The 13,259-nt window shown below is 29.4% G+C and carries 13 protein-coding genes; 10 read left to right on the top strand and 3 right to left on the bottom strand.

Annotation, left to right across the window (positions count from 1 at the left end):
- Window positions 1-1,558 (bottom strand): PDC sensor domain-containing protein (locus tag KJQ99_RS01380; protein ID WP_214149787.1); only part of this gene is annotated, 1,558 nt, incomplete at its 3' end.
- A 381-nt stretch (window positions 1,559-1,939) separates the two neighbouring features.
- Between KJQ99_RS01380 and KJQ99_RS01375 the strand changes: the two genes are divergently transcribed.
- The 6 genes from KJQ99_RS01375 to KJQ99_RS01350 all read left to right on the top strand — a co-directional run bounded on the left by KJQ99_RS01375 (window position 1,940) and on the right by KJQ99_RS01350 (window position 7,307).
- Window positions 1,940-2,656, top strand: coding sequence for an amino acid ABC transporter permease (locus KJQ99_RS01375; protein WP_250325159.1), 717 nt, complete (start codon window positions 1,940-1,942; stop codon window positions 2,654-2,656).
- Window positions 2,649-3,383 carry an amino acid ABC transporter ATP-binding protein gene (locus tag KJQ99_RS01370; protein WP_214117900.1) on the top strand — a complete coding sequence of 245 codons (735 nt, stop codon included), beginning with the start codon at window positions 2,649-2,651 and terminating at the stop codon, window positions 3,381-3,383. The genes KJQ99_RS01375 and KJQ99_RS01370 overlap by 8 nt, the downstream gene beginning before the upstream one ends.
- Window positions 3,384-3,391: 8 nt before the next feature.
- Window positions 3,392-4,096 (top strand): transporter substrate-binding domain-containing protein, encoded by a 705-nt coding sequence (locus KJQ99_RS01365; protein WP_214149786.1) that lies wholly within the window; start codon window positions 3,392-3,394, stop codon window positions 4,094-4,096.
- Window positions 4,097-4,105: 9 nt separating this feature from the next.
- Window positions 4,106-4,825, top strand: coding sequence for a transporter substrate-binding domain-containing protein (locus KJQ99_RS01360; protein WP_214117898.1), 720 nt, complete (start codon window positions 4,106-4,108; stop codon window positions 4,823-4,825).
- A 1-nt stretch (window position 4,826) separates the two neighbouring features.
- A complete protein-coding gene (gene ispG / locus KJQ99_RS01355; protein WP_214149785.1) occupies window positions 4,827-5,906 on the top strand; it encodes a flavodoxin-dependent (E)-4-hydroxy-3-methylbut-2-enyl-diphosphate synthase in 1,080 nt (359 codons plus the stop codon).
- A gap of 81 nt (window positions 5,907-5,987) precedes the next feature.
- Window positions 5,988-7,307 (top strand): DnaB-like helicase C-terminal domain-containing protein, encoded by a 1,320-nt coding sequence (locus KJQ99_RS01350; protein ID WP_214117896.1) that lies wholly within the window; start codon window positions 5,988-5,990, stop codon window positions 7,305-7,307.
- Window positions 7,308-7,328: 21 nt separating this feature from the next.
- On the opposite strand, the gene KJQ99_RS01345 is transcribed toward KJQ99_RS01350, so the two are convergent.
- Together KJQ99_RS01345 and KJQ99_RS01340 are read right to left on the bottom strand one after the other, a co-directional pair.
- A complete protein-coding gene (locus KJQ99_RS01345; RefSeq protein WP_214117895.1) occupies window positions 7,329-8,105 on the bottom strand; it encodes a tetratricopeptide repeat protein in 777 nt (258 codons plus the stop codon).
- Window positions 8,102-9,673, bottom strand: coding sequence for a methyl-accepting chemotaxis protein (locus tag KJQ99_RS01340; protein ID WP_502756511.1), 1,572 nt, complete (start codon window positions 9,671-9,673; stop codon window positions 8,102-8,104). The genes KJQ99_RS01345 and KJQ99_RS01340 overlap by 4 nt, the downstream gene beginning before the upstream one ends.
- A gap of 267 nt (window positions 9,674-9,940) precedes the next feature.
- On the opposite strand from KJQ99_RS01340, the gene KJQ99_RS01335 reads away from it, so the two are divergent.
- From KJQ99_RS01335 to KJQ99_RS01320, 4 genes are read left to right on the top strand one after another with little or no spacing between them, the layout of a single operon-like run.
- Window positions 9,941-11,644 (top strand): acetolactate synthase large subunit, encoded by a 1,704-nt coding sequence (locus KJQ99_RS01335; RefSeq protein WP_214149784.1) that lies wholly within the window; start codon window positions 9,941-9,943, stop codon window positions 11,642-11,644.
- Complete coding sequence (gene ilvN / locus KJQ99_RS01330) at window positions 11,641-12,102, top strand: acetolactate synthase small subunit (protein WP_214117892.1); 462 nt, start codon at window positions 11,641-11,643, stop codon at window positions 12,100-12,102. The genes KJQ99_RS01335 and ilvN overlap by 4 nt, the downstream gene beginning before the upstream one ends.
- 1 nt (window position 12,103) lies before the next feature.
- Window positions 12,104-13,039, top strand: a complete 936-nt coding sequence (gene lpxD, locus KJQ99_RS01325) for a UDP-3-O-(3-hydroxymyristoyl)glucosamine N-acyltransferase (protein WP_214149783.1) — start codon at window positions 12,104-12,106, stop codon at window positions 13,037-13,039.
- Window positions 13,036-13,257, top strand: coding sequence for a hypothetical protein (locus KJQ99_RS01320; RefSeq protein ID WP_214117890.1), 222 nt, complete (start codon window positions 13,036-13,038; stop codon window positions 13,255-13,257). The genes lpxD and KJQ99_RS01320 overlap by 4 nt, the downstream gene beginning before the upstream one ends.
- Window positions 13,258-13,259: the final 2 nt, after the last annotated feature.

Genomic DNA, 13,259 nt, shown 5'->3' with positions numbered 1-13,259 from the left:
CTTCTCCGTTTTTAATAACTTCGTTTGATTTTTGATTTACTGCATGCATAGATGCACTCATCTCTTCTACTGCTGCTGCACTTTCTTGTAAGCTACTTGCTTGCTTTCTTGCACCTTCGTTTATATCTTTAACACTTGTTTTTAGTATTTTAGATTTATCTTGTAGGTTTCTTGCAGTTTCAAGATTTGTTTTTAACATATCTCTTATTTGCTTACCTAACATATTAGTTGCAAGTTCTACTCTACCTTTAGCATTTTTTATTTCATTTCTAAAGTCGTTTTGGCTATATTCATCAAATATCTTTTCAATTGAGTTTGTATTAGCTCCAACTTTTTCTTCTAAAGTATCAAGCATTTTATTTAAGACATTTTTTAATTCAATTAATTGTGGATTTGCAGGATTTAGAGTAATTCTTGCTTTTAAATCTCCGCTTTCAATTGCTGCTGCTGTTTGAACGCTTTGTTCTACTGCTTCTTCATCTTTTAATAAAGATAATTTAGTTTTTTCTATATTATCATTGATTGCTTTTGCCATAGAGCCAAATTCGTCTTTAGAATGTAAGATGATTTCGTGAGCGTCTTCTTTTTCGTGGTTTAGGAAAGAGAAGAATTCGTTAAGTCCTTGTGTGATTTTTGATAAAGGTTTTAAATAAAAATTAATAATTAAACTTAAAAATCCTATTACTATTATTAAAAATATTAAAAAGCTTATTAAAGTAGCATTTCTAGCATCATTTACACTATTATTTATTACATCTTCTAAAATAATGGTGCAAATACTAAATCCACTTATATCATTAATAATACAATAAGCTAAGTAATTTTTATTATCCTTTGTAAAAACAATATGATTTAAATTCTTATTAGTTTTTAGCGTAGATAATTTTTGATTTAGGCTATCAAGCCATTCAGGTTTGCCTAATTCGTTTGCGTTTTCACTAGCTATTATCTCATTATTTTTATCAAGAATTAAAGTGCTAATATCATTATGAGATTTAATTTTTGTAATGGTATCGCTAAAATCATTTATTAGTATATTTCCACCAATTACAGCTACGATTTTATCATTTTTAAACACAGGTGCAAAAATAGTTGTGGCTGATTTTTTGCTTGAGACATCTTGATAAATTGATGAATTACTAGCCTTTTTTAAAGCTACTGCTTCTTTATACCAAGCTCTAGTTCTACCATCAAAATTAGGGATTAATCTAAAAGTTAAATCAGGTTCAGCCTTATAAACATTTCCATTTGCTAAGCCTATAAATAATCCTTGAAAATCTAAAACCCTATTATCACTACTAATGATTTGTTTGATAAATTCTGGGCTTAAATCATCAGCATCTTCAAAAGTTTTTGCAATTTTTTCAATTTGCTCAATACGGGTTTTGATATATTCATCAACATAAGCATTTCTTAATTGCAATTCTCCTGCTATTGAAGAATCGTAATTATTTATGATTATATCTTCTGTCTTATTGCTTTGCATATAAGATAAAACTAAAAGTAAAACTACAAATAAACTTGCAGTTGTTAATGAAATTTTGAAAGAAAGTTTCATTTGGTAATCCTTTTTTTAATTGAAATCGAATACCAATTTTACCCCCCCCAACCTTAAATAAAAATAAAATTATAAAATAAATTATTAGATGATAAAAATTATTTACATTAATTTAAATTCTTATTTTAAATATCTTAAAAAAATACAAAAAAGTTTTTAAGCTTAAAAATTAATAAATTTAATAAATCATTAAGCTAAAAAAGAGATAATCAAACTTATTTTTTTTAAAGGACGAAAAGATGAAAATTATAGATTTAATCAAGCACAACAAATATCTTACTATCCGTCATCATCTTCGTCATCTACATAATACTCATTAATTTATAATCGTTTTTTAGTTGTGTTTTTACACTTTTTATTATTTTGTTTAAAGGAAAAAAATTGAAGAATTTAGAAAATATTTTTAAAGTAATTTTTCCACTTGCAATAGTGATTATTACTACTTATTATTGTTATCCATTTAAAGAACTTAGCGAAGCAGAGCATTTAGCTTATCTTAAAAGTTATGGCACTACTTTAGGACTTACTTCACTTGGTTTGATTATTGGTCTTACTGGTGGATTTTTATTAGCGTTTTTATTAGTGCTTAGGAATAGATTTTTAACAATGTTAATCAATGAATATTTAGATTTAATTAGGGGTATGCCATTAATGCTGCTTTTAATGATATTTGCATTTGTGGTTTTTGCTCAAGTTGAAAATGTATTTTTTGTAGCTGTTATTGCTTTAGGACTTAATTCTAGTGCTTATGTTGCAGAGATTATTAGAAGTGGGATTGAAAGCGTTGATAAAGGTCAAATGGAAGCAGCAAGGTCTATGGGTTTATCACACTTTCAAGCTATGAAAATGATAGTTTTTCCACAAGCTGTTAAAAATATCATTCCTGCTTTAGCAAATGAGTTCATATCGTTGTTTAAAGAAACTTCAGTAGTTGCGTTTATAAGCGTTGTTGATTTGACTTTTCAAAGCAAGATTTTTCAATCACTTTTATACGACCCTAAGCCTTATATTTTCGCAGGTGTTGTGTATTATGCTAGTGTTAAAGTATTCACTTGTTTTGTAAGATTATTAGAAATGAGGCTAAAAAGAAATGATTAAGATATCTAATTTATGCAAAAATTACGGGAATTTAGAAGTATTAAAAGATATTAGTGTAGAGATTAATAAAGGCGATATTATTGCTATTATTGGACCTAGTGGCGGTGGAAAAAGCACATTTTTAAGATGTTTAAATAAACTTGAAGTTGCAAGTAGTGGAGAGATTTTAATCAATAATGAAAATATCTTAGATGAAAAAATTGATATTAATAAGCACAGACAAAAAGTATCAATGGTATTTCAACATTTTAATCTATTTGCAAATAAAAATGTATTGGATAATTTGATTTTAGCCCCTGTTAGTTTAAATATTTTAAGCAAAGATGAAGCTATTAAAAAAGCTAGAAATCTTTTAGCTAAAGTTGGTTTAGCTGATAAAGAAGAGTTCTTTCCACACAAATTAAGCGGCGGTCAAAAACAAAGAATAGCAATAGCAAGAAGCCTTATGATGGAGCCTGAAGTTATATTATTTGATGAGCCAACTAGTGCGCTTGACCCTGAAATGGTAGGAGAAGTTTTAGGACTTATTAAAGAAATAGCAAGTGGAGATAATGCTCCTATTATGATATTAGTAACTCACGAAATGGGTTTTGCAAAAAATGTAGCTAATAGGGTATTTTTTATGGAAAGTGGCAAAATAGCAGTAGATGATACGCCACAAGTTGTATTTAACTCTAGCACAAATGCTAGATTAAATGAGTTTTTAAACAAAGTTTTAAATCATTAGGATTAGATATGAAAAAGATTTTTTTAGCTTTATTTATGACTTTATTTGCTTATGCAAATGAAGTTGTTAAGGTTGGTATTTCGGCAAATTACGCTCCGTTTGATATGATGGTTGATGGTAAATTGAGTGGTTTTGATGTTGATTTAGTAAATGAGATTTCAAAGGTTGCTAATCTTAAGATTGAATTTGTTAATATGAGTTTTGATGGGCTTATTCCATCTTTAGTAGCCGGTAAAATCAATATGATAGCTTCAGGAATGAGTATTAGCGAAAGAAGAATGAAGAATTGTGATTTTTCTAATCCTTATTTTTTTGGAAAAACTATGTATCTTAAAAGAAAGGGCGATATTTTCACTACAAAAGAAGATTTAAAAGGTGTTAAAACAGGAGTGAAACTTGGCACAATTCAAGAAAATACTGCAAGAAAGCTAGGTGCTAATGTGATTTTACACGAAGATTCAGCAGTTGTTGTTATGAGCCTTGTGAATAAGCAAATAGATGCGGTTGTTTTTGATTCTTTTGTGGCTAAGAAATTTATGGCAAAAAATCCTGAAATTGAGAGTTTTTATGAAGAAAATGACGGGGCTTTAGGTTTTGCATTTGCATTTGCAAAGGATAAAAATAAAGACTTAATTGATATAATTAATAAAGCCCTTGAAGAAGTAAAAGCAAGTGGTAAGTATGATGAGCTTATCAAAAAATACGGGCTATAAGGAGTAGTTATGAAAAAGTTTTTATTAGTAGTGTTTGCACTGATTTTTAGTGCTTGTTTATATGCAAATGACAAGGTTTATAAAGTTGGGATTTCTCCTGATTATCCCCCATTTGATATGTTAGTTGATGATAAGATTAGTGGTTTTGATGCTGAATTATTTGATAATTTAGCAAAAATTGCTGGTATAAAATATGAGTTTAAAGCTATGAGTTTTGATGGACTTATTGCAGCACTTAAAGCAGGTAAGATTGATGCTATTATGAGTGCTATGAGTTCAAGCGAACAAAGAAAAAAAGCTTGTGATTTTAGCAATGTTTATTATAAAGCTAAGACAATTTATCTAAAGCATAAAGATAGCAGTATTGCAACTAAAGATGATATAAAAGGTAAAAAAGTAGGAGTGCAATTAGGCACGGTTCAAGAAGCAGCAGTAAAACAAGTAGGTGCGTTAGTGCAACCTAATGAAAATCCTGTTGTTTTAGTAATGGCTTTAAATGATAAAAAATTAGACGCTTTAGCATTTGATGCACTTGTAGCAAGAGAATATTTAGCAAAATATCCTAATTTAGCTGAATTTTATAATGAAGATGATGGCACAGAAGGATTTTCTATAGCGTTTAGCAAAAATGAAAATGTAGAGCTAAGAGAGAAATTAAATAAAGCTTTAGAAGAATTTATAAAAACTAGCGAATATGAAGCTTTACTTAAAAAATACAATATAAATTAATATGAGAAGTGATTTTTTTAAGCCTAGATTTAAAACTAGGCAAATTAGTGTAGGCGGGGTTAAAATCGGTGGTGATGCTCCAATTAGCGTTCAATCAATGCTATTTACAAAAACTCAAGATATTAATGGATGTTTAGAACAATTAATTGAGTTAAAATTAGCAGGTGCTGATATAGTAAGAGTTGCGTGTTTGGATATAAAAGATGCAAGGGCTTTAGCAGAACTTAAAAAGCAAAGCCCACTGCCACTAATTGTAGATATTCATTTTAATCACAAATTAGCTTTATATTGTGCTGAATTTATAGATGGGATTAGAATAAATCCAGGAAATATCGGTGGCAAAGAAAATATAAAAGAAGTAGTAAATGCTTGTAAGCAAAGAAATATTCCTATAAGAATTGGTGTAAATCACGGAAGTATTGAAAAACAATTTGAAAACAAATACGGCAGAAGTGTAAAAGCCTTGCTTGAGAGTGCTGTTTATAATATTAAATTACTTGAAGATTTTGATTTTAGGGATATTAAAATAAGCATTAAAACTTCAGACGCACAAAGCACAATAGAAAGTTATACGAGATTAAGAGAATTGTGTGATTATCCGTTTCATTTAGGAGTAACTGAAGCAGGAACTAAGTTTCATAGCACGATAAAAAGCTCAATTGCTATAGGTCAGTTATTATTAAATGGCATAGGCGATACTATTCGTGTTTCTATGACAGGAGAACTTAGCGAAGAAATAAGAGTCGCTAAAGCGATTTTGCAAGATAGCGGAGTGCAAAAAAGCGGTATAAATATAATCTCTTGTCCAACCTGTGGAAGAATTCAAAGCGATTTATTAAGTGCTGTTAAAGTGGTTGAAGAAAAGACAAAACACATTAAAGCACCATTAAATATAAGTGTAATGGGTTGTGTTGTAAATGCTTTAGGAGAAGCTAAAGGAGCTGATGTAGCAATTGCATTTGGCAAAAATGAAGGCTTAGTAATAAGACACGGCGAAGTGGTTGCAAAATGCAAATATGATACTTTAGTAGATAGATTTTTAGATGAAGTATTAGACGAAGCAAAACTTCACGAAGAATAGAATTTGAAATTCCTATTTCAAATTCTTATTTTAATTTCTTTAATTTTTACGAGAGATTAAAATAAGAATTAAGGAAGAATTATGAGTAAGTATTTTGATATTGAATTAGAGCAAAGTATTTTATTAGCTTGTATAGAAAATAATGAAAATATAGATATAGCCGCAAGTATTATTAAGCCAAGTGATTTTTCATATAGATTACACGCTGATATATTTGAGTTTATATTAAATAAAAGAAGACTTAGAGAGAGTGTGGATTTAAAATTAGTAAAAATCTCTTTTGCAAGTGCAAAAGATAGTTTTTGGACTGCACTTGAGCAGCAAAATTCTTTCATAGAAGTTGATGAATATTCAAAAATGTTAAGGAATTTAAGTGTAAAAGACCAGCTTAATTCTTTAATGAATACAAGCACACAAGAGCTAAGCAGTGTGCAAGATAGTATTGATTATACGCATAATTTAAATGCTAAGATTTATTCTTTAGTATCAGGCGTTAGTGATAATACTTTAAAGAGTTCAAGAACTGCTGTTAATGAGTTTTATGAAGAATTAAATAGGGTTAGCAAGATAATTGATAAAGATGTAATCGGGGTTGATACAGGTTTTTCTTTATTAAATCATTATACAAAGGGCTTTAAAGCAGGGGAGTTAATAATTCTTGCAGCTCGTCCTGGTATGGGTAAGACTACATTTGCTTTAAATATTTTGCTAAACGCACTTAAAAAAGATGTTGGAGTGGTGTTTTATAGTCTTGAAACAGAAGCTTATAAGATAATGGCTAAATTAATAGCACAAGATACAGGAATAGGTTTGCAAAATATCTTAACAGGAGATAGATTAACAGAAGATGAGATAAATAATATGCAAATGAGTGCGAATATGCTTAGTGAAAAGACTTTATATATTTATGATAAGGGTAATTTAAATATAGAATTTCTTCGCTCATCTTTAAGAAGATTAAAAGAAGAGCATAACAATATAGGTTTATGTGTATTAGACTATATTCAGCTTATGAACTCACTAAATACAAGGGCTGATAGACATATTCAAGTAAGCGAGATTAGTAGGGGGTTAAAATTACTTGCATTAGAATTAAAAATCCCTATTTTAGCTCTTTCTCAAGTTAATCGTTCGGTAGATTCTAGAATGAATAAAAAACTTATGCTCTCAGACATTCGTGAGAGTGGTAGTATAGAACAAGATGCTGATTTGATATTATTTATTAATAAAGCTGATGATGATCCGACTATTTTAGCAGAACGCCACGCTATACTTGATATTGCTAAAAATAGAAGTGGGGAATTAAAAGAAATTCATTTTGATTTTAAAGCTTCTAAAGCGAAATTTTTACAACTTGAGTTTAGAAAAGATAACGAACCAAGCGAGACTGAAGAATTTTAATTTAGGAAATAAATTCCTAAATTATTCAAGTATTTTTAGATTTTCACAAGCTATATTGTTTCCTAAATCACAAGATTTTTTATAATACAATTTAGCCATATTTTTATCTTTTTTATGATACATAACGCCTAAATTATTACATGCGTATGCGTCTTTATTATCGCAAGATTGATTCCACAAACTAGCTACTTTATCATAATCTTTTAATTCATAATATACATTACCTAAATTATAACAAGCATTATAATCTTTAGCAGAGCAAGCAATTGATAGATATTTAATAGCTAAGTTATTATTTTTTTCATTAGCATATAAATTGCCTAAGCCATAACAAGCTGGGATTAAATTATCATCACAAGCTTTTTTTAGATATATTTTTGCATTATCAAATTCTTGATTTTTCTTAAATAATATTCCTAAATTATAGCAAGCGTCTTTATAGCTATTTTCACAAGCTCTTGCTAAATATTCTTTTGATTTATTAAAATCTTGAGTATTAATCCCTGCATAAAAGCAAGCTTCATAATTTCCATTATCGCAAGATTTTTCATAATATTTACTTGCTTTATCTTTTTCGTTATTTTTACTATAAATTACCCCTAAATTGTAGCAAGCATTATAAATATCGCCATCACAAGCTAGGGTAAAATGTCTTATAGCAAGACCTAAATTATCTTGATTATATTCAACTACACCTTGATTATAACAAGCAGCAGGGATTTTGCTATTTTCACAATCACTTAAATAATCAGCCATTGATACTAAACTCATACTAATTAAAAATAATATCTTTTTCATGTTCTAAACTCTTGTAATTTTTTATTTAGCTCTTCAGTCATTTCACTAAGGTGATTTGCTGCACCAGCTATTTCTTCAACGCTTCTTGCGTTTTCGTTCGTTATTGTATTCATATTGTTTAAATTATTTAGAATTTCTTCCATATCTTTACTTGTATTTATATAATCATTTACGGTTTTTTCACTTGAGCTAATAGCTTCTGCTACGCTATTTTTCATAATATTCATATTATCTTTAGTAGAATTTGCAATATTACTTAAATCTTGCATTTGGTTTGAGTTAATACTCATTTGCTCACTTGCGTCTTTTATACCTTGAACTATAATGCTTATAGTAGCATTTACCTCGCTAAGACTTCTTTGTGTTTTTTCAGCTAATTGTCTAACCTCATCAGCTACTACGGCAAACCCACGACCTGCCTCGCCTGCACGTGCAGCTTCAATAGCAGCATTTAGTGCAAGAAGATTTGTTTGGTCTGCAATTTCGTTAATGATTTCTAATACTGATTTTACATTATCAGCATCTGTGCTAAGCTTTTCTATTTTCATAGCAAGTTCGCTTTCAATACTTGCACTATTTATAATTTTATTACTTAATATATTAATTTCTTTATTTGAAGTTTCCATCATATTTAAAGCTTCATCTAATTTTATAGTAGCTTCTTTAGCCTTTTGAACTCCTATTTCTAAGCTTTCTTTGGTATTTTGTCCTTTTTTAGCTATTTGATTTACTATTTCACTGCCTTCTTCAGCGCGTTTTCCTGTTTGAAGACTAGTATTGCCTAATTCACTTGCTATTGAAGCATTTTCGTTAGAAATATTTTTAGCTTGTTTGATTAAAATTCTTATTTTTTCTAAAAATTCATTAATAGCACTTGAAGCGTGAGCTATTTCATCATTTCCTTTTACTTCTAATTTATTAGTTAAATCCCCATCTCCACTGCTTAAATCTCTTGCTTTAATCTCTAATATTTTTAAAGGTTTTGATATAAATAAAGTTGCGAAAATATATGCAATAAGCATTAAAACTATGAAAATAATTGCACTAATAATTATAAATTTTATTAATTCTTTAAATTGTTCTTCGCCTAATTCTTTTGCGTTTTTATCTAAAAATGTATAAACACTATCTAAATCAACTGCAGTGCTAAATATCAAGCCACTTGCTTTATCTTGTAATGAATATGCTAAGAATTTCTTAGTAGTTTTATCTTTATATTTAAACTCATATTCGCTAAAGCCACCACCATTTTTTCCAGCATTGATTATATCTTGTATGAAAGCTTTATTATTGGTATCAACTGAATTAATTTTATTAGTTCCAATCCAATCTTTTAGTGTGTGATACACAACTAAACCATCTTCTTGAAATACTAAAAATCCTTTAGTATTGTTATCGTATCTTACTTCATCTAATTTGTTTTTTAATATGTCATTAAATTCTTTTAATTTGTTTTGATTTTCTAAATCTTTATATGTTGTTTTTGTATATTGAACCATACTTTCTACTAAAGTTTTTACTTGTTCTTTTCTAAGATATATGCTTTCGTTTTCAATTTCAGTTAGCATTTTGTTTTCTAACTTATCAAACATTAAACTAGAATTAAAGCTAAGTGATACTACTAATAGCAATAATGAACAAAATACCAATATACTAATCTTAAGTGAAATTTTCATTCTAAATCCTTTTAATTTTTTGTAAATAATAAATATATTAGATAAATTTTTATTAATTAAATTTTATTTTTTTTACATTTTTCATTCTTTTTAATTTGTATTAATTATTAAATAAGCAAAATTTGATTAAATCCTAAGAAAAAACCTAATGGAGGCAGTATGATTACAGGTGCAAAGATGATTTGTGAAGCTTTAAAGCTAGAAGGTGTTGAAGTAGTTTTTGGTTATCCTGGTGGAGCAGCTTTAAATATCTATGATGAATTATATAAACAAAATGATTTTAAACATGTTTTAGTTCGTCACGAACAAGGTGCAGCTCACGCAGCAGATGGCTATGCAAGGGCTAGTGGTAAAGTTGGAGTTGCTATTGTTACAAGTGGTCCAGGATTTACAAATACTTTAACAGGGATTGCTACAGCTTATGCTGATAGTATTCCTATGGTTTTAATTTCAGCTCAAGTTGCAAATTCACTAATAGGAACTGATGCGTTCCAAGAAATTGATGCAGTTGGAATGAGTAGGCCTTGTGTAAAGCATTCTTATTTAGTAAAAACTATTGAAGAATTACCAAGAGTTTTAAAAGAAGCTTTTTTTATAGCAAGAAGTGGTCGTCCAGGGCCTGTTCATATTGATATTCCAAAGGATATTACAGCTATTAAAGGCGAATTTGTTTATCCTAGTGAAGTAAATATGAAAACATATAAGCCAACTTATAAAGGCAATCCAAGACAAATTAAACGCCTAGCAAGTGCTTTAATGGAAGCTAAAAAACCACTTTTATATATAGGTGGTGGTTGTATTAGTTCAAATTCTAGCGAGGCTATTCGTAAATTTGTGGAAAAAACTAAAGTTCCTGCGGTTTGCACTTTAATGGGTTTAGGGGTATTAGAACACGATAATCCGTATAATCTAAGAATGGCAGGAATGCACGGAAGTTATAGAGCTAATATGGCTATGAGTGAATGTGATTTATTAATTTCATTAGGTGCTAGATTTGATGATAGAATTACAGGTAAAACTAGCGAGTTTGCAAAATTAGCAAAAATTGCTCATATTGATATTGACCCAACTTCAATTTCTAAAATCATTAAAGCTGATTTTCCTATAGTTGGAGATGTTGGTAGTGTTATTAGCGATCTTTTAGATGAGGTAAAAGAATTTGAATTTGATTTATCAACTTGGCATAGTGTTTTAGATAGACACGAGAGTTTATATCCATCATTTAGCTATGAAGATAGCGATGAAATCTTAAAACCACAATGGGTAATTAATGAATGTGCGAAAATTACTCCTAATGCAAATATTATTACCGATGTAGGGCAACACCAAATGTGGGTAGCACAATTTTTTAAATTCAATGAGCCAAGAAGACTTAGTACAAGTGGTGGTTTAGGAACTATGGGATATTCAATTCCTGCTGCTTTAGGAGTTGCATTTGCAAAAAATAATGAAGTAGTTCTTAATTTTGCTGGCGATGGTTCGTTTTTGATGAATATTCAAGAATTAATGACGCTAACTGCAGAGCGTAAAAAAGTAATTAATATTATTTTAAATAATGCTTATTTAGGAATGGTTCGCCAATGGCAAACTAGATTTTATAATGAAAGATATTCAGAAACTAATCTTGAAGATGTGCAACCTGATTATGAAATGTTAGCAAGAAGTTTTGGCTGTGATAGCTTTAGAGTAAAGAGTAAAGATGAATTTATTAAAGCATATCACGAATGTTTAAAAAGCCCTAGAACTTGCGTGATTGATGTTGTTATTTCAAGATTTGAAGATGTTTTACCAATGGTTCCAGCAGGTGCTGCAATTTATAATATGATATTACCACAAAAATTAATCACAAAGGATAGCAAATGAGAAGGGCGTTAAGCGTTATTGTAGAAAACCAACACGGGGTTTTAAGTAGAGTAGTAGGGTTATTTTCTGGTCGTGGTTATAATATAGATAGCTTAACTGTTGCTCCTATTGCAGGGACAGAGTTTTCAAGAATTAATATAATTACAAGTGGAGATGAAGCTGTTTTTGAGCAAATTACTAAACAACTTCATAAATTAATTTCTACTTATAAAGTTTTTGAAGATTGCGAATTTGTTGAGCGTGAATGTGTTTTGGTAAAAATCAATATAGACCAAAATCTAGCTGGTCTTGATAGTTTATTAAAAGGCTATAATGGAACAATAGCTCACTCAAATGATGAATATATGACAATTTGCGTAAATGATACTAGCGATAGAGTGGATAATTTTTTAAAGACGATTAAAAAATATAATCCTAAAGATTGTGCTAGAAGCGGCGTTGTTTTGATGGAAAATTAATATGAAAAGTTTAAAAGAATTATGTGAAAATGTAGGAATTAAAATAGAATTTGAAATGCAAATTTCAAATCTAAATTCCTTAGAAGATGCAAATGAAAATGAGCTTAGTTTTTGTATAAAAGAATGCGATACTTTAAAAACTACTAAAGCAGGTGCAGTATTAATTAGTGAAAAATTAGCAAATCTTTTACCAACAAATGTAAAAGCAGTTATTTGCGAAGACCCAAAATATATTTTTGCATTATTTAGCAAGGTATTTTCTAAGGATTTAATTAGAGTTGGTAAAGACGCAATTATAGGCGAAAATACAACAATAATGCCAAATGTTTATATAGGTAAAGATGTTAGCATAGGAAGTAATTGCACTATTTTAGCAGGTGCTTATATTGGCGATGGAGTTTGTATTAAAGATAATGTAATAATATACCCAAATGTTACAATTTACAATGATAGTGTAATAGGAAATCATTGTATAATTCACGCTGGAAGTGTTATTGGAAGCGATGGTTTTGGCTATGCAAGTAATAGCAAAGGACATTTTAAAATCTATCATAATGGTTATGTAGAATTACAAGATTTTGTTGAGATTGGTTCGTGCGTTTGTATTGATAGAGCAGTGTTTTCAAAAACACTTATAAAAACAGGCACTAAAATTGATAATTTAGTTCAAATAGGACATAATTGTGTTTTAGGTCAAGGTTGCTTAGTAGTATCTCAAACAGGACTTGCGGGTTCAAGTGAGCTTGGAAATGCTGTCGTAATGGGCGGTCAGAGTGCAACGAGTGGGCATTTAAAAATTGGCGATGGTGCTATTATTGCTGCTAGGGGCGGAGTTAGTAAAGATTTAGCTGGTGGTAAGGTTTATGGTGGATTTCCTATAATGGAGCAAAGTGAGTGGCTAAAAATGCAAGCAAAATTAAAAAGGATTAATAAATGAAAGCTGAACTAATTAGTTCAATTTTACTCAAAGGCACTCAAAGTGGCAAAATATCATTAGCTAATATTAAAAACCCTTATGGAGATGGTAGCAATGATGTTTTAAGCATAGCTGTGTGTTTAAAAGAAAATATTCCAGAATGGAAAGTTCATATTCCTTATGAAAATTTAGATGAATTAATAATAGCTTTACAATCAATTAGTGGCAAAAGGCAATAAAA

This window comes from Campylobacter sp. 2018MI13, from assembly GCF_018501135.1.
Taxonomy (GTDB): Bacteria; Campylobacterota; Campylobacteria; order Campylobacterales; family Campylobacteraceae; genus Campylobacter_E.
This window is presented reverse-complemented; position numbering and strand designations above follow the sequence as displayed.